This window comes from Veillonella magna DSM 19857 (assembly GCF_000428745.1).
Classification (GTDB): Bacteria; Bacillota; Negativicutes; order Veillonellales; family Veillonellaceae; genus Veillonella_A; species Veillonella_A magna.
Genome location: NZ_AUAN01000003.1, coordinates 110779 through 127964, shown reverse-complemented (window position 1 = coordinate 127964; position 17186 = coordinate 110779). Strand labels below are relative to the sequence as shown.

Sequence of the window (17186 nt, the reverse complement as noted above, 5' to 3'; positions counted from 1 at the left end):
TCTTTTTCATGGCGTAAAAGTTACCTGCCGCTGCGTATACTGATTCAGCACAGCTTCATCCACAACGGCCCCCGAGCCTATACCTGTAGGCACCTGCATAGATCCTTCACTGAATGCGATATCCGGACATATCACATCCTTTTCAAAATACCTGGCGGAATCCGACAAATCGCCGGCCATATACGTATCCGGTAATGCTGCCAACTGTACATGCAGCCACTTAGATATTCCGCTTTCTACCATACTTCCAATCCAATAGGCGATATGCTGCCTCCGGCAATAGTGAATGATTTCCTTCGCCCGTACTAAGCCGCCGAGACGACCGATTTTAACATTGAGCACGTCCAAGGCACCTGCACGGTGTGCCCGTCGTAAATCATCCATGGATTGCACGCTTTCATCAAGGCAAATAGGTGTGCTTGACGGCGTATCTTGCCGCAATTTTCCCAGCACCGACACATCCGCATCCAGCGGTTCTTCAACACACGCCAGCTTATACGGTGCCAGTGCCTGTATCAACGGCCATTCACTGACATGAAAGCTGCGATTCGCATCCGCTGCCAATGTAATCTCCGGAAAAGTGCGGCGCACCAAGCTCACTCGTTCTACCGCATCCGATGGATTAATCTTCAATTTAATACGTTTACATCCCTTCTCAACTTCTCGTCTCACCTTTGCCAACATGTCATCCAGCGCCATGTCTCCGATGACAACCCCCGACACAATCATCGGCGTAAGAGGCTCACCGAAAAAGGTGCTTACCATAGGCTGACCCAACTTCCTATAGTATAGATCCAACAGCGCATTTTCAACGCCCGCCGTTGTCATTGGATAGGCGTCGCTACCGATTAATCGCACTATATCGTCGGCTACCTGTTCCGGATTCGTTATACGGTACCCCACTAAGCGCGGACCGATGCACTCGGTGCACAGTGACCACGCCGTATCCAGCGTTTCCGCCGTATAAAACGGTGTCGTAAAAGCCACTATCTCACCATAGCCCGTAAGTCCTGTGTTATCGGTAACTGTCACACATAAAGTGTCGCGCTGCGCCAGCCTCCCTTTTGCCGTGACAAAGGCAAATTTCATCGGCAGCACAACGTGTCGTATAGTCACCCGGGCAACCTGCACCGTCATCGGGGCAGATGCGCCGCCATTGTCATCGTTCCCTGCCGATGCGGCAAAGAACCGCACATTATCGCTTTCCTTCATAGGTGTAGCTCGCCTCGCAGTACTTTACCGGATGCATTTTTCGGCAGACTCGCAATCTGTCGTATGTACTTCGGCAACTTATACCGCGCCAAACGGTTTGCCAAAAAATCACGTACTGCCTCCGGTGCTACCGTACCGGCATAAAACAATGCCGGTACCTGCCCCCAATGTGCGTCTGCTACCGGTATGACCGCACATTCTTCCAAGCCGTCCAGTTCATATAAGGTATCTTCCAATTCTTTAGGATAAATATTTTCTCCGCCGGAGATGATAATATCCTTGCGGCGATTTAACAAATATAAAAAGCCATCCTCATCAATATAACCGATATCATCGGTATTAAGACCTTCCGGCGATAATGGTTTCTTTCCCAAATACCCCGTCATCAACATTGGCGACTGTATCCATATGTCACCGACACCGTGGCTGTCCTGATTCTTAACGGTAATTGTTACGCCCGGCAAAGGCTTACCCACCGCCGCCAATTTATGAGGATACGCTAAAATATTAAAAGTCGCACTTTGTGCAAAGCTTTCCGTCATACCGTATGTTTTATATACGGGTAATCGTTTTTCCAAGCACCGCTTAATCAAAGGCTGAGGAATAAATTCACCGCCTAAGAGAATCATCCGCAAACCATGTGCCGGCACGGCTTCAATAATTCGCTGTAAAATCGTAGGCACCAAGGAAATCATATTCACCTTGCCTTCGCCGATAGCCTTCAGTACCGGACCTTCTTCATACTTGCGCATAATCGTGGCCGCCGTACCATTGTAAAGGGTACGAAGTATAATGGACAATCCCGACACATGAAACATCGGTAACACAACAAGCCAGTTATCCTCGGCTTCGACACCGATAACCTCCACCGATGCCGCTACATGCGCGCGAATCTGTCCCCAACGAATAGGTACCGATTTGAAGCGTCCCGTAGTCGCACTGGTATTCATAATCACCGCTATTGCCGTATCATCCGGTCGCCAACAAAAGGACGTGTTTGCCGGTGAATTCGGCATCACCGCTTTACCGCCGGCTGCCGTTAACGCATCGCGTTTCTCTGCCGCTTTTGATGAGCGTGTCGGCACGGTTATATGTAAACTATGAAGTCCCATTGCTGAAATGTCCTCGATTCCATTCCACGGGACATCCCCGGCTACGGTTAGCAAGCTGGTAATCTCTAACGTTTGCATCTGATCCGCCACCTCGCCCGCCGTCAAATGTGTATTTATCGTCAGCACTTCCTTACCGCACAACAGCGCCGCAAATAAAGTGACCGCCATAGCAACGGAGTTTTCTGCCCGAAGTGCCACACGCCGCTGCCCATCCAATGCCTCTTGCAAGTAGGTAGCCACCGCTATCGTCGCTTCGTACACATCACCATAGGTCCACTCATTTAAAAAGAGTGCCGACGGCCGTTCAACCGCCCATCGTCGAAGCCATTCCATGACTGCACCTCACCATCAAGGGAATTTCGGGAATTGCTTGAAGTCCGGTTTGCGTTTTTCCTTAAATGCGTCGCGGCCTTCCTTGGCTTCATCCGTTGTGTAGTAAAGAAGGGTTGCGTCACCGCCGAGCTGCTGCAAACCTGCCAAACCGTCCGTATCGGCATTAAAGGATGCCTTCAAGAAACGTAACGCCATCGGGGAAAGCTGTAAAATTTCTTCACACCATTTCACCGTTTCTTCTTCTAACTTATCGAAAGGTACCACCGTATTGACAAGCCCCATGTCCAATGCCTGCTGTGCCGTGTATTGGCGGCAAAGGAACCAAATTTCGCGAGCCTTTTTATGACCTACCAAACGAGCCAAGTAACCGGCACCGTAACCGGCATCAAAGGATCCTACACGCGGACCGGTTTGCCCGAACTTCGCATTTTCCGAAGCAATGGTCAAGTCACATACGATGTGAAGCACATGACCGCCACCGATTGCATAGCCGTTAACCATAGCAATAACCGGTTTCGGCGTAATGCGAATTAAATGCTGTAAATCGAGCACGTTCAAACGAGGAATACGGTCTTCACCGACATAACCGCCATTACCGCGAACGCGTTGGTCACCGCCGGAGCAGAACGCTTCCTTATCCTCACCCTGTCCATGGTTGGCACCGGTCAGAATAATAACACCTACTTCCGCATCATCGCGGGCTACCGTAAACGCATCAATCAGTTCCACTACTGTTTTAGGGCGGAACGCATTGCGTACTTCCGGACGATTAATGGTAATTTTAGCAATGCCATTATAGGTTTCATAAATAACATCCTCATACCCTCTGTCCAATACTTGCCAGTTAAATTTGCTCATACCATGACCTCCTTATACATTCTGTCATATTTATATGAAAGATAGTAATTGTGTTAACAGCCTAAGAATAAGCCGACAATCTCGGCAAACTCCTCCGGCTTTTCTACATGCACATTATGCCCCGCACCGGCAACAGACGTTGTCGTAATATTTAGCCACTGCGCATACACCTCGCGCCGAATCGTATCATATTTTTCATCCAGCTCTCCGCTGATATAAAGAGTAGGCATCTTCAGTCTATCCAACTTATTGCCTGCATAAAGGAACATTCCCTGCCCTGCGCCGCGAAGCATGCCGGCAAGGCCGTGCGGCGATACCTCACAACGGCGTTGCCTAATAGCCGCCTGTACGGACGGTGGCAAATGGCGTTGCGTTTCAAAGATAGGTAACTTTTCCCAGTAGTTCGCAAACCATATTGCCCCATGCGACTCTATCCTAGCCGCCAATCCCGCATCTTTTATGCACCGTTGCAGTCGATCATGTCTATCCTTAATACCGGGCGACGCCGACTCGAGAATCAACGCACGATAGGGCAAGTCGGGATACTCCAATGCCATTTGTAAAGCCAGGCGGCCGCCCATAGAGTAACCTAATAGTACGAAAGGCTTTCTCCGGCTGATGACTGTACAAAGAAATTGTAAATCATCCAATATAATATCCGAATCGTACGATGCCGGACTCCACGGTACCGAAGTCTTACCATGCCCCATCATATCAATGGCATAGATACGGAAACCGGGCAATGTCAGTTGATCCCAAGTGCGTCCATCCTCGCCAAAACCGTGAAAACAAATCAGCGGCACGCCGTGCTTATCACCATGCATATGCACATAATATTCCTTACTGTCTATGCCGATACAGGTTCCCTGTCCTTCGCGCAACGATTCCTCCAGTGCCATTGCCTCGTAATCATCTCCTATTAAAGCTTCACTCGTATAAAGTTCATGACTCATCGCATCACCGTATACTTTCTATGTAACTCTCTACTGCGTGCCCGATCGGTGGGCACTTCAATCAAATATATATCATCGCCGCTTAACGCTTCCGCCAACGTGCGATTAAATGCTTCATACGACTCCGCCTTACAATACCGCAAACCTGTAAGCTGTGCCAAGCCGCTGAAATCAAGCCCGTGCGGCGTAGCAAACAAATAATCAAAGTGCGGTGATTCCCGCTGCGGCAGATATTCAAAAATACCGCCCCCATCATTATTGAACAGAACGATTACCAACGGAATCCGATGCGTTTTCCCCATGATAAGACCGTTCATATCATGTAGAAACGATAAGTCACCGGTAACCATAACGGTGCGTTTACCGGCCGCCGCTATTCCCAACGCCGTCGACACCGTACCATCAATTCCGTTAACGCCGCGATTGCCCAATAGTTCTACATCCTCCGAACCGGCTATCCAGAAGTAATCCATGTCGCGAATGGTCATACTATTCGCTGCCAACAAGCGACTATCCTTGGGCATCTGTTTCTGGAGCAAGCTAATGATGCGCCCTTCAAAAAGGAACGGCTCCGACGCTACGGTAGATAGTTGCGTACGCATTCGTCGTTGATACTCTTGCCAACGAGCCGTGTACGCCGTTGCTTCCGTTACATCCGTAGGCAGCATTTGCGCTAATGCCTCACGACAAAACAAAGCTACATCGCTGCGCACCACTACATTCGTAGTCAAGGCCGCATTGCGATACTCCACTGCCGGATCCACCTGCATGCATAGTATATCATTGTGAAGACGCATAAACTGCTGGACCCGTTTTGATACGGGAATCTGTCCGAACAGCACCACAAAATCCGGTTTTATATCGGCCTTTACCTCATCAGACGATAAGAACGCATCATAGCTGTCTATAATGTGCGAATGTGTAAAGCGCCGCACCGGTGACAGCGGATCCGCCAATATGGGCACCTGCCATGCTTCGGCCAGCTTCACTATGTCAGCCGCATAGCTATCCCCCCGATAATCGGGCCCGCATAAAAATAAACCGCGCCGACCTACGGGAATTTCCGGCAACGCCGCTGTCATCTGGCCCGGTATAATACGAAATCCGCGCTGGCTGCGTCCCATAGTAAAATGTGATTCATCTGTATCCGGCATCAACGGTTCGCTGACGGGAACATTAATATGCACCGGTGCCGGGGCCACATTTGTAGCAGCCAGCATGGCTTTTTGAATCACCGTTCGCGGATACACGTTCGGCGTACTTTCTGTGGGGGCCGCCAGTTCTTCGTAGTAAGCAACGAACTCACCGAACAAATTTGCCTGCTTCATCGTCTGCGGCGCTCCCACGGCTCGTAATTCCGCCGAACGATCCGCCGTAATGACGATAAGCGGTACGCGACTGTGCTTCGCCTCTGCCAGCGCCGGTAAATAATGGGCACCGGCGGAACCGGAGGTACAAACCAACACCACCGGACGCCGTGATGCCTTGGCTAACCCGAGGGCAAAAAAGCCGGCGGACCGTTCGTCCAAATTCATATATGTAGAAAATTTCTTATACGCCGTAAACAAAATTGCCAAGGCCGTAGACCGAGAGCCGGGACTGAATACAACATCCCTAACGCCTAACAGATACAGCTCATCTACGGCAGACGCTAAATACTCATTCATTACAGGGCCTCCACTATCGTTCTCAGCTTTGTCTTCGTTTCCGTATATTCTTCATCGCACTCGGATCCGTCCACAATGCCGCAGCCCGCATACGCATACATATGCTTGCCTTTAACAAGGGCCGATCGAATGCCTACGGCCAATACGCCGTCGCCTTTGCTGTCCCACATGCCCAGCGGGGATGCATACAGTCCGCGTTCATGACCTTCATACTCCTTGAGTAATTTCAGAGAAACATCCCGCGGTTGACCGCCCATAGCCGGCGTCGGATGCAGCACGCCGCCCCAGTCCAACAAGCTGTGCTCGCTGTCCTCAGCAGTCACCAAGGTACGCAGGTGAAACAGATTTTTCAACTCCATCAATTCCATCGGCCCCGCTGTTACCGAAGAAGCCAAGCGCTGCATAGATTCCGTAATCATGCGCACCACGATACCATGTTCTCGCACATTCTTATCATCATGCAGCAACCGCTGTCCCTGCGCCTCGCGATTCTCTGCCGTTTTACCGATTGTACCGGCCAAAGCATAGCTGGTAATACAGGAGCCTTCCTTTTGCACCAAAATTTCCGGCGATGCCCCCAAGAAGGTACGTCCCTCTTTGTGGTAGCCAAAAATAAAGCATCCCGGATTATTGCTGACGAGACGATGGAGAATACTGCATTCATCAAAATCCTCATCGCCCACCAAGTGCACCTCGCGGGAGGCTACAGCTTTAGTAATGCGCCCGTCTTGAATCGCCGATGTAATAGCCGTAAACAATCGTTGCCAAGCTTCGTAGTCATCGGTACGTTCCTCATAGTGATGTGTGCGAAGTATCGTTCGGTCATCGTCAATCGTTTCCGGTATATCCGCATACATATAGCGCTCACCGTCGGCATCGGCTATGTAATAATGGGAGAACGCAATCATTTCATTGCCCATATCTCGCCACAGATCACCGCGGGCCGTCTCAAAAAAGGTACGCCCGTAAAATATGTACGGATACGCCTTACTATCAGCTTCCGTTTGCAGCACCGCACGACGATCGGCACCGATAATCAAACGCTGCTTCTGTGTATCATACCAAAAGACCCGTTCCCGGCCATCAAAGTGACGCCAAAAGGATAAAGGGTCTGTCAGTTGTAATGTCATTGTATTGTAATTCATGTAGATCCTCACATGACCGCCGCAGCGGCCCCACTCATTCGGTTACCTAACTGTGTTATTATACAACATCTTATTATAGCACTCCCACCCCGTAATCACCAACCAAAAACCGCAACCTGTCTTCTAAAAAAGGACGGCAAAAAGGACTGCTCTGTTCATAGTCCATGCAATGAACAAAGCAGCCCCTCATATAATAACACGTTACTCGTCTATTGATGTGATACATGCTCGATGCCTTGTTCGAGCAATACCGTCACATGATCATCGTTCAAGCTGTACCATGCCGTCTTGCCTTCCTTGCGAAAGGTGACAAGCCGCGCTTGTCTGAGCACGCGCAGTTGATGGGAAATGGCAGACTGTCCCATATCCATGGCATCGGCAATATCGGATACGCACATCTCCTTCGCAAGCAACAGCTGCACGATGCGCAATCGTGTAGGATCGCCGAGCACCTTAAACAACTCGGCTAATTGCAAATAATCTATTTCTTCTGTACGCAGGTCCATCATGTCACTCCTCTAATTAGTATCGGTACTATTATATACCCAATACTCCGTCTTCCGCTACTCTTCTACGGGCGGCGTTATCTTGCCGTCACCGTTTCCCAACTCTTCCAAGGGTATGCGACTATCTCGTTCCTGCTCTTCAATGCTGCCGGGCTTTGCTATCTCGATGGATACACCTTTCGAGTAAACACCCGTCACCACACCGTGACCATCTTTCACTTTTAGCGTTGCCAACAGCGTGCCCTTATAGCCTTTATAAAATTGCGGATTCACTTTACTGAGATCCACCTTAACGCGATCAAAGGGAATCTGAAATTCTGCGATACCGTTTTCATAACGCGTAATACGAGCCAATATGTATTCGCCGCTATCCGGTCGATTGGGTGTAACTTCCTTAACCGTAAGTAATCCGCTGGGCTTGGGCACTACCACAACATAAGCTTCTTGCTGCTCCACCGGTGCCCGCTCTCCCATCCACGGGCCTTGGGCACCCAAAAAAGTAACATGCAAATAGTCGGATGGAATCCAACTTGCTCTTCGACTGATAGACACCGGCCACTGATATTCACTGCCTACCTGAAGTAGGCTTGTATACCGTTGTTGCACGAAGAATTGCGACACAATGGCACCGATGGCCACCAAGGCAAAGACAATCCATTTTCTATACTTCATGGTCTTCGCCTCCCTTCGTTGCTTCGCTTTCCTCACGCTTAGGCTCTCGCAGCATACGATGTCCTTCTCCTTTAGTCATGCGCAGCGGCACAACCGAAGATGTATTGTCATCAGCTTCACGTTGCGGCAATGTCTTTTCTTTTCCATCTGTACCGATTCGATTTGTTTGTAGGTTTGCTTGCCGATTTGTTTGTCGGTTCGTTTGCCGACTCCCTTGCTGTACCTGTAAATGCTTACGCCACATATAAAATGCATTAATGCCGAACACAGCCAAGCCTACCAGTAAAAATACAATGCCCCGCTCTACAAAGGTAAAGGCCGGATCGAAGAATCGCGCCCCCATCATGGCAATGCACATCACGACACAACCGTTAAAAAGACCTACCCGTTTTTCTACCGTGCCGCGTATACACATGATGATGGCTAAAAAGATGATATACACATTAAAGATTGCGGACGCCATAAAAGGAGACACTCCGCCGTGAACGGCTCCACTGATGCCGGCCAAGACTAGCGGGCACAGCCCGATGATCGATTCCGTCACCAACCGTGCCTGTAACAAGCGCCGTTCCAAATATAGCGTAGCGCCCAGTCCCACTACGGCAAGCAATCCTGTAAACCATCCGGGGGTAATCACCGCTTCCGTTTGCCAAGTGCTGAGCAAGGTGCCGCACACGACTACATATAAAAGTCCCAATGCTCCGATTCCGCGAAACGGCAATGTCCAAATGCCCTTGCTCCGCGAAAGACTTCCCATGGCAAACGTGCCGTTGGCAAAGGCACCGACAAGTACCAAAGCCAGCGACAGATTATATGACTCAATGACGAAAAACAAGGCTCCCAACGCAGCTGCCATATATGCCCACGACAACCACAGCAAGAGAAAGTGTCTTTCCTTGTATCGCTGAATCGTATGCCAATAGAAGGGCACGCCCAATGCCAACAGCCCCCACAGCACGATAGGTTCCGCATGAACTGCCACCGCATGCGACGACACACTCCATACCAGGGCACCCAATAAATACACGATCATGCCGATACCGGATTCCATGATATAGATAACCGGCAAACTAAGCATTAACACCATCAGCACATAGATGCCCACCGCTTCGCCGGTATAGTATGTATCGGCCATGAGAAACGTCGACACACTAAGCGCGCCCATAAAAAGTAATGTTGCTCCTTCCGCAAGCGCGCCGCCGCGCTTGGCATGTCCTACGGCAATCCCCAGTGCCAATAAAGACAGCACCACTATAACCAGGCTCCAATCGAAGCGCCCATTCGGTGAAAATCCGTACCAATACCCGGCAAAGAGCAAAAATATTCCCATGCCTACCAATATAGATCCCATGGCGAGCACCAACAAACGCGTCATAGACGGCCCCTTGGTGATAGGCGCCGCCAAATACCGATACCTAATCTCGCGGGCCCCCTCTTCACTGAGCCAACCGTTTGCTTCCCATTCCGGCACTCGGCTACGCAACCATTGCAGTATTTTTGTATCCATCGCTCGCTCCTTTCTCACCTGTCCCCATAATTCCAAAAAAGGCTTTGCTCTTACGAGCAAAGCCTTCAGCTGCCGTCATACTTATTTAACAACCAATACCGGACATGTGGAGTGGCTCGTTACATAGCTACTTACACTACCCATGAATAAGCCTTTCAATGGGCCGAGGCCACGGCTACCCATGACGATAAGATCGGCATTGAATTTCTTTGCCACAGCAAGCACAGCCGGTCCCGGTGAACCTACTTCGAATACGCTCTTCACCGTTACATCCGCCGGCACTTCCTTCACTACATCGTTAAGGATTTCCTTGCCCGTTTCTTCCATGTCTTCCGCGATTTGTTCGGATACATAGCCACCGCTGATCGGAGTCTGGTCAAAATTGGAAATAGCCGACACGATGTTAGCTACATGAACAACAACAAGCTGCGCCTTATTGCGTTCCGCAATGGATACGGCATGCTGCAACGCACGCTTTGAGTTTTCCGAACCATCTGCCGGAACAACAATCGTTTTGTATTCTACCGTCATATAAATCCCTCCCATAACGGATACTCCATCCAGTATCTGTACATGTAATCTTTATATTATTTATTTCTTTGCCGTGCCTATGAACTCCTTCTTTTTTATAAAAAATTTTTCATTTTCTTTTTAAACCTACAGCATAGAATCCAAGAAAGCTTTCGTACGCGGCGATTTCGGAGCACCGAATACCTCTTCTGCGGGCCCCTCTTCTTGGATGATGCCATCAGCCATAAAGATAACGCGGTCTGCTACTTCCCGAGCAAACGCCATCTCATGGGTGACAATAATCATCGTCATGTGTTCTTCCGCCAGTTGTTTGATCGTGCGCAATACCTCGCCGGTCAGCTCCGGGTCGAGAGCCGATGTCGGTTCGTCAAAGAGCATAATGTCCGGATTCATCGCCAATGCCCGCGCAATTGCCACACGTTGCTTTTGACCACCGGATAAACGCGACGGATACACATCCCGTTTGTCCCACAAGCCTACTTTTTTAAGAAGCCGTTCCGCCGTCGGCAGAATATCTGCCTCCTTCATGCCCTTTACCATCTTCGGTGCAATCAAAATATTATCCAACACCGTCATGTGCGGAAACAGATTAAATTGCTGAAATACCATTCCCATGCGCAAAAGCAATTGTTGCTGCGTTGCCTTATCCGCGTACACCGCCTTAGCCGTGCCTTCGCTCTTGGCCAGATAGGTACCGTCTACACAAATAGAACCGCCGTCGATAATTTCCAACTGCCCCAAGCAGCGAAGAAACGTGGATTTACCGGAACCGGACGGTCCGATCATCGCCACGACTTCCCCCTTTTCCATTTCCAGTGACACATCCTTCAGAACAGGTGTGCCGTCAAAGCTCTTCTCAATATGTTTCATTTCAATAAAGCTCATAGTGCCCTCCTATTCATCATATACGGCATACCGTTTTTCTAAGTAATTAAAGATATTCGTCAAAACAAAGGTCATGATCAAGTAAAAGACCCCGGCCACGATGAAGGCCGACGTATCAAAATCACGCTGCACAATACCGCGAGTGATGCGGAGTACATCGTTCATCGCCAAAATATACACCAAAGATGTATCCTTGAGCAAGTTAATCGTTTCGTTAGCCAGCGGTGGCAACACGCGCTTAATCACCTGCGGCAAAATAATTTTACGCATGGTCTGCGCATAGGTAAAGCCCAACACCTTGGCTCCTTCGTATTGCCCTTTCGGAATTGATTGAATACCGCCGCGGAAAATTTCACACAAATAGGCCGCATAGTTTAATACGAAGGAAATCACTGCCGCCGTCGGTGCATCTAACTGTACACCGATGTAAGGAATAAAAGGCAAGCCGTAATAAATAAATAAGATCTGAAGCATAAGCGGCGTGCCACGCATGATGTACACATAAAACTCAACGATACGACGTACAATCGTCAGCGGTGACAACCGAAGCATAGCCAGTAAAATACCGGATGGCAACGATAGCACCAACACCACAAAGAATAACGAAACCGTTACTTCCAATCCTTCGGAAATAATCGGAACGATATGAAGTAAATAATCCATGATAACCTCCTCTACATGAAACATAGGGAGGACTATGCCTCCCTACGCTTGGGTACTGCCATTTTATTTATAGGCATCTTTGTCGAGCAACGCAGATGTGCCGAACCATTTTTCTGCCAGCTTATCTGCTGTGCCGTCTTTCATCATGTCGCCTAAGATGCTGTTCAGTTTTTCACGCAATGCCGTATCTTCCTTGCGAAGGCCGATAGCATTATCTTCGGAGCCGTAATCACTGCCCGTTACCGCACGGAATTCGCCGGGTTCTTTACTCATTGTATAGTTACCTACGATGCCGTCTACAACCATGGCATCGATACGACCTAATTTAAGATCCATAAACGCATTTACATAGTCACCGTATTTTTTCACTTCTTTAATTTTTTTAGTGAACGGATCCTTTTCCATTACCGTTTCACCGGTACTGCCCTGCTGCGTGCCTACGATTTTACCTTCCAACTGTTCCTTGGAGTTAATCGGAGAATCCTTTCTGACTACGATGATTTGTTTATCTTTCAAATACGGTTTGGTAAATGCCATGTTCTGTTTGCGTTCTTCCGTTACCGTAAGACCGTTCCAGAGAACATCAATGTGCTTACTCTTCAATTCCGCTTCCTTGCTGTCCCAGTCGATAGGTTTGAATTCTACTTCCATGCCTGCTCGCTTGGCCGCTTCCTTCGCCATATCAATATCAAAGCCTACGAGATTACCTTTTTCATCGCGGAATCCCATAGGCGGATAGTTGTCGTCAAGACCGATAACAATCTTTTTCGGCAACGTCTGCGTATCCGCCTTATTCGTATCACTGCCGCAACCGGCGGTAAACGCTACCAATGTCAACGCTGCCATACCTAATGTCACTACTTTTTTCCAATTCATGATGGTCACACTCCCTTTTCTTCATCTCATACGATTACCTTTGTAGACAAGGCAATCCTTCCTCTCACCGCTTAGCCGCTCGGTAGTGTTGGATGAGCAAACATCTTTCATTACTACCGAACGAATTCTTTGCTGCCAGAGCGTCTCTTGTTTAACTCATGGGCCTATTATACTTTACTTCAATAAAGTTGTAAAGAGAAAAATAAAAGATTCTTTTTTCAGACCGCGCTCTCCTTTCTTTGATGGTTTTCTTTCCTACTGTTTAGTTTTGTTTTGTTTAGTTTAAGAATGGTATCGGCGTGCGTATCGGTGTGCGTACCGTTGTGCGTATCGGTGTGCGTCTCTCTTGCGTATCACCGTGCGTCTCTCTTGCGTATCGCCGTGCGTATCGGTTTGCGTCTCCCTCTCGTATCACTTCTGTATCGCTAGGTACATCATCACATGCATTGCGAATTATACCGACTAATGATTTGTACCATCTAATGGTTTGTACTGTCTAATGGTTCCTCCTGTCTAATCATTTGTAGTAAAGTCTTACATTTTTGTTCTTCATAAAAATAAAAAGAGCCCCCCCGCCACAGACATAGTATCGATTACCTATGACTGTCAGAACAGGGTAACTCTTTTTTTAATCATCCTTATGCCCTCTATCATCGATGATGGATAGCAAACGCATTTTATCGGCGTAACGCAAAAACTGAAGGTCCACCGATATGATCATGAGACCACCGTCATTGAGGTTAGCCACATGAATTTCTTCCCAGTTGGCCGTAAAGCCTACAATGTTGCCGTAAGGTATATAATTATAATATTTTTCTACATCCCAAACCATATCAATGCGTTCAAAAAAATCTGCCGCCTTTCGCCGTATGACAATCCCTTTATTACAGATATACACCACCGGATCGCCTTGATGATGTATCCGCCACAGGCAAAAGACGATGACAATATAGTCAATCATAAGATGGTTCCAGATGTCGCCATGTCGGGAGTGCCAAAAGGCCCACATCGCCAAAGCCAGATAAAACAGACGCATGATTATGATGACTACCTTATAGTTTGTTATATATTCCTCCACTTCACCACAAGGAAACCGCCGCTCCACCGCTGCTTTATCCATAGCTTTGTCGCCTCCCTTGGTCTTACGATCCCGATTGTCGCTTATTTACGATGCAATCCCATGGCCAATTCTACCTGGCGATAGGTTTTAGCCGCCTTTTCATGTGCCTTTGCCGCCCCTTCGTCAAGAATCGTATCCAGCTCCGGACTGTTGATTAATTCATTGTAACGAGTTTGAATCGGTACCAACGCACCGACGATTAAATCGGCTACATCCTTCTTGAACACACCGTATCCCTTGCCGGCATATTCGCTTTCGATGGTTTCGTACGGCGTTTTGGTAATGGCTGCGTAAATGCCCATCAAGTTAGAAATGCCCGGTTTATTTTCCTTATCGTAATGAACGGAATTATCCGAGTCGGTTTGCGCTCGTTTGATTTTCTTGACAATCGTCTTTTCATCATCTAACAAACGGATCGTAGCCAGCTGATTGTCATCGGACTTGCTCATTTTCTTTGTCGGCTCTTGCAAGCTCATAACGCGAGCACCGCCGATACCGGTTTTTATTTCCGGAATAGTAAAGACCTCACCGTATACGCGGTTAAAGCGCTGCGCCAGGTCGCGAGTCAATTCCATATGCTGACGCTGATCTTCGCCGACCGGCACATAATTGGTTTGGTACAGCAAAATATCGGCAGCCATTAACGGCGGATAGGTAAGAAGACCTGCCGGAATCGAATCACCGCGCTTTTGAGATTTATCCTTGTACTGCGTCATGCGTTCCAATTCGCCTACGTAGCTGATGGTGTTCATCACCCATCCCAGCTTAGCATGCTCCGGTACTTCGGATTGTACGAAAAGCGTAACCTTCTTCGGATCTAAGCCAACTGCCAAATACAATGCTGCCAATTTACGAGTATTTTCAAATAATTCTTTCGGATCCTGAGGCACTGTAATCGCATGCTGATTAACAATGCAATAATAGCATTCGTTATCATCCTGATAATCCAAGAAATTGCGAAGAGCCCCCAAATAGTTACCTAATGTCAATTCGCCGCTGGGCTGAATGCCCGAAAATATTACTGCCATTACAAACCTCCTAGTATCCACGCACTGATGAGCGCGCTCTTTCCTTACTTTTATCTACTGATGTGTCGCCCAACCCACGAGGGCCATGCAAAAAAGGGAGCGACCACACTTCGGCCACTCCCATATTCATATGGTCCGCAGTCGGACGCACGTACTATACTGCTATGCTTATTCTACGGTTACGGATTTTGCCAAATTACGCGGCTTATCTACATCAGCACCGCGCGTAATCGCTGCATAATAAGCCAATAGCTGCAACGGAATAACCGCTAAAATCGGCACCGTATATTTGTCGGCCTTCGGTACGAAAATCGTATGATCCACGTATTTAGCCAGTTCCGTATCACCGTCTACACCGACACCGATAACAACGGCATCGCGCGCTTTTACTTCCTTGATGTTGCTCATCATTTTTTCGCGCACATCTTCCTGCGTTGCCAACCCGATAACCGGCACGCCTTCTTCGATAAGCGCTAAGGTGCCATGCTTCAATTCACCGCCTGCATATGCTTCCGCATGAATATAAGAAATTTCCTTCAACTTCAAGGAGCCTTCCATCGCTACGGCGTAGTCAATAGAGCGTCCCAAGAAGAAGGCATCTTCACGGAAACCATAGTTACGGGCAAAGGATTTAATATCATCTACACCTTCAAAGATTTCATGACACAACGTCGGCAATTTATGTAGGTCTGTCAGAATACGCTGTGCCAAACCGCTGTCCAGTTTGCCGTTAAGCTGACCCAAGTATACGGCCAGCAGTAAAAGTGCTACCAGCTGTGTCGTATAAGCTTTCGTCGACGCTACGGCAATTTCCGGACCGGCCCATGTATAAATAACTTGATCCGCTTCACGGGATATGGACGAACCTACCACATTGGTAATGGCCAATGTCCGGGCACCTAAGCGTTTCGCTTCCTTCAATGCTGCCAAGGTGTCGCTGGTTTCACCGGACTGACTGATAACGATAGCCAAGGTATTCTTATCGGTTAACGGATTACGATACCGGTATTCGGAGGCAATATCCACTTCCACCGGGATGCGCGCCAACTGTTCGATATAGTATTTTGCTACCAAGCCGGCATGATATGCTGTACCGCATGCCGTAATAAGTACGCGGTTAATGGAAGCTACATCGTCCGGCGTCCAGTTCAATTCTTCGTAAACTACTTCCGTATTGTCTTTGGAAATACGACCTGTCAAGGTATCGCGAATGGCCTTCGGCTGTTCGTAGATTTCCTTGAGCATAAAATGTTCGTAGCCGCCTTTTTCGGCTGCTTCCGCATTCCATGTTACATGATAAATTTCTTTTTCTATCGGATGTCCCGCACGGTCACTGATTGCTACGGAGTCTGCCGTTACGATGGCTACTTCGCCATCATTCAAAATATATGTATCCCGCGTGCGATTGATAATGGCCGGAATATCGGAGGCAATAAAGTTTTCTCCTTTGCCAAGACCGATAACGAGCGGATTATCCTGCTTCGTACAAATAATACGGGACGGATCGTCGGCACAGGTAATTACCAAGGAATAAGAACCTTCAATGCGGTCTAGCATCCGGCGTACAGTTCCTTCGAAATCCCCGTCATACAAGTCTGCCAATAAATGAGCGACTACTTCCGTATCGGTTTCCGATTTGAATTCATAGCCTTTGGCAATCAATTCTTCTTTGATGGGCAAGTAATTTTCTACAATACCGTTGTGAACAACAGCAAACAAGCCCTTAGCATCCGTATGCGGATGCGCATTCATATCCGACGGACGACCGTGAGTAGCCCAACGAGTATGACCGATACCCACATGTCCCGGGTTCGGATCTGCCTTAACAACGGCTTCCAAGTTGGCCAAACGGCCTACCTTTTTCTGCACTTTTATTACATTATCAGGACCGATAACGGCAATCCCTGCCGAATCGTAGCCGCGATACTCCAGCTTCGACAATCCTTCTAACATAAAATCGGCGGCATTTTCAAAGCCGATATATCCAACAATACCACACATGGTGTTATTCCTCCTTGTTATTGCGTATGTACTTTTTTCTGCGAAACCCTTTGTCTCCGATGTCACCATCGGTCTTTGCTGTTTCGCTGACGACCCTGTCGGGCCGAGAGGCATCCG

Annotated in this window: 16 protein-coding genes; all 16 read right to left on the bottom strand. The window is 48.4% G+C overall.

Going from position 1 to position 17186, the window contains the following annotated elements; translation table 11 throughout:
* Positions 1 to 6 precede the first annotated feature (6 nt).
* Entirely contained in the window at positions 7 to 1212 is a 1206-nt protein-coding gene (gene menC, locus G344_RS0100580; protein ID WP_244869473.1) for an o-succinylbenzoate synthase, read from the bottom strand.
* Positions 1209 to 2657, bottom strand: coding sequence for an o-succinylbenzoate--CoA ligase (gene menE, locus G344_RS0100575; RefSeq protein WP_028254489.1), 1449 nt, complete (start codon positions 2655 to 2657; stop codon positions 1209 to 1211). Before menE ends, menC begins: the two co-directional genes overlap by 4 nt.
* A gap of 15 nt (positions 2658 to 2672) precedes the next feature.
* Positions 2673 to 3515, bottom strand: a complete 843-nt coding sequence (gene menB, locus G344_RS0100570) for a 1,4-dihydroxy-2-naphthoyl-CoA synthase (RefSeq protein ID WP_028254488.1) — start codon at positions 3513 to 3515, stop codon at positions 2673 to 2675.
* A gap of 53 nt (positions 3516 to 3568) precedes the next feature.
* Complete coding sequence (gene menH / locus G344_RS0100565) at positions 3569 to 4414, bottom strand: 2-succinyl-6-hydroxy-2,4-cyclohexadiene-1-carboxylate synthase (RefSeq protein ID WP_051245614.1); 846 nt, start codon at positions 4412 to 4414, stop codon at positions 3569 to 3571.
* 50 nt (positions 4415 to 4464) lie between these two features.
* Positions 4465 to 6135 carry a 2-succinyl-5-enolpyruvyl-6-hydroxy-3-cyclohexene-1-carboxylic-acid synthase gene (menD, locus tag G344_RS0100560; RefSeq protein WP_028254486.1) on the bottom strand — a complete coding sequence of 557 codons (1671 nt, stop codon included), beginning with the start codon at positions 6133 to 6135 and terminating at the stop codon, positions 4465 to 4467.
* Positions 6135 to 7280 (bottom strand): isochorismate synthase, encoded by a 1146-nt coding sequence (locus G344_RS0100555; RefSeq protein ID WP_028254485.1) that lies wholly within the window; start codon positions 7278 to 7280, stop codon positions 6135 to 6137. The genes menD and G344_RS0100555 overlap by 1 nt, the downstream gene beginning before the upstream one ends.
* A 209-nt stretch (positions 7281 to 7489) precedes the next feature.
* Positions 7490 to 7786 (bottom strand): ArsR/SmtB family transcription factor, encoded by a 297-nt coding sequence (locus G344_RS0100550; protein WP_156886119.1) that lies wholly within the window; start codon positions 7784 to 7786, stop codon positions 7490 to 7492.
* 57 nt (positions 7787 to 7843) lie between these two features.
* Positions 7844 to 8458, bottom strand: coding sequence for a hypothetical protein (locus tag G344_RS0100545; protein WP_028254483.1), 615 nt, complete (start codon positions 8456 to 8458; stop codon positions 7844 to 7846).
* Complete coding sequence (locus tag G344_RS0100540) at positions 8448 to 9965, bottom strand: DUF2157 domain-containing protein (RefSeq protein ID WP_028254482.1); 1518 nt, start codon at positions 9963 to 9965, stop codon at positions 8448 to 8450. The genes G344_RS0100545 and G344_RS0100540 overlap by 11 nt, the downstream gene beginning before the upstream one ends.
* An 81-nt stretch (positions 9966 to 10046) precedes the next feature.
* A complete protein-coding gene (locus tag G344_RS0100535; protein ID WP_038154598.1) occupies positions 10047 to 10496 on the bottom strand; it encodes a universal stress protein in 450 nt (149 codons plus the stop codon).
* A 126-nt stretch (positions 10497 to 10622) separates the two neighbouring features.
* The gene (locus G344_RS0100530) at positions 10623 to 11381 is read right to left on the bottom strand and encodes an amino acid ABC transporter ATP-binding protein (RefSeq protein WP_028254480.1); all 759 of its coding nucleotides are present in this window, start codon (positions 11379 to 11381) and stop codon (positions 10623 to 10625) included.
* A gap of 9 nt (positions 11382 to 11390) precedes the next feature.
* On the bottom strand, positions 11391 to 12044 hold the full coding sequence (locus G344_RS0100525; protein WP_038154596.1) for an amino acid ABC transporter permease: 654 nt from the start codon (positions 12042 to 12044) through the stop codon (positions 11391 to 11393).
* 63 nt (positions 12045 to 12107) lie between these two features.
* Positions 12108 to 12920 (bottom strand): amino acid ABC transporter substrate-binding protein, encoded by an 813-nt coding sequence (locus tag G344_RS0100520; RefSeq protein WP_028254478.1) that lies wholly within the window; start codon positions 12918 to 12920, stop codon positions 12108 to 12110.
* A 628-nt stretch (positions 12921 to 13548) separates the two neighbouring features.
* Positions 13549 to 14040 carry a hypothetical protein gene (locus G344_RS0100515; protein WP_028254477.1) on the bottom strand — a complete coding sequence of 164 codons (492 nt, stop codon included), beginning with the start codon at positions 14038 to 14040 and terminating at the stop codon, positions 13549 to 13551.
* Positions 14041 to 14081: 41 nt separating this feature from the next.
* Positions 14082 to 15068 carry a tryptophan--tRNA ligase gene (gene trpS, locus G344_RS0100510; protein ID WP_028254476.1) on the bottom strand — a complete coding sequence of 329 codons (987 nt, stop codon included), beginning with the start codon at positions 15066 to 15068 and terminating at the stop codon, positions 14082 to 14084.
* Between the two features lie 168 nt (positions 15069 to 15236).
* On the bottom strand, positions 15237 to 17069 hold the full coding sequence (gene glmS / locus G344_RS0100505; RefSeq protein ID WP_028254475.1) for a glutamine--fructose-6-phosphate transaminase (isomerizing): 1833 nt from the start codon (positions 17067 to 17069) through the stop codon (positions 15237 to 15239).
* Between the last annotated feature and the right edge of the window lie 117 nt (positions 17070 to 17186).